This is a genomic window from Enterobacter sp. PTB, from assembly GCF_051130085.1.
Taxonomy (GTDB): Bacteria; Pseudomonadota; Gammaproteobacteria; order Enterobacterales; family Enterobacteriaceae; genus Enterobacter; species Enterobacter ludwigii.
Genome location: NZ_JBDKEE010000123.1, coordinates 1 through 493, shown reverse-complemented (window position 1 = coordinate 493; position 493 = coordinate 1). Strand labels below are relative to the sequence as shown.

At 49.3% G+C, this 493-nt stretch carries 1 protein-coding gene; it reads right to left on the bottom strand.

Features of this window, described 5'->3' with window-relative positions:
- Positions 1 to 197 precede the first annotated feature (197 nt).
- Positions 198 to 398, bottom strand: a complete 201-nt coding sequence (locus AAIR21_RS27880; protein WP_047356113.1) for a hypothetical protein — start codon at positions 396 to 398, stop codon at positions 198 to 200.
- Positions 399 to 493 lie beyond the last annotated feature (95 nt).

Below are 493 nucleotides of genomic sequence, written 5' to 3'. Positions count from 1 at the left end.
TATGTTTGCTGCGCTCAAGGATGGTGCTGGTGATCGTTACTGTTGCCACCGCGCCGTAATCCTTAAAACTGATTTTCATGGCAGTATCCTCACCATCATTTGAGCAAAACCGATAAATGAGATAACTCCGGCGGTAAAACCAAGTCCCGCCAGTGATGAGAAAAAAAGGGTTAACAATGCCAGTTCAGAGACCTTTTTCATTTCTGCGCCCCTTTAAGGAATTTCTTCACGTCCCAAATCCAGAAATTCAGCACCATGTGGTTGTAAGAGGGGAGGCGCTCATAACCCTCATGACCCCACTGATCAATCACACGCATGCGGGATTTCTGTACCCAAAAAACTCTCACCAGTCCGAGAATGAGTAAGAGGTCTATGGTTATAAGAAGGCTGATCGGCATCACTCCTCCTCCCCGAAGGTCTGACGCGGATCCTTACGCAGCACAAACCCGCCGAACTCCGGATTCTGCCAGCGCTTACGCTTACCTTGTGGCGG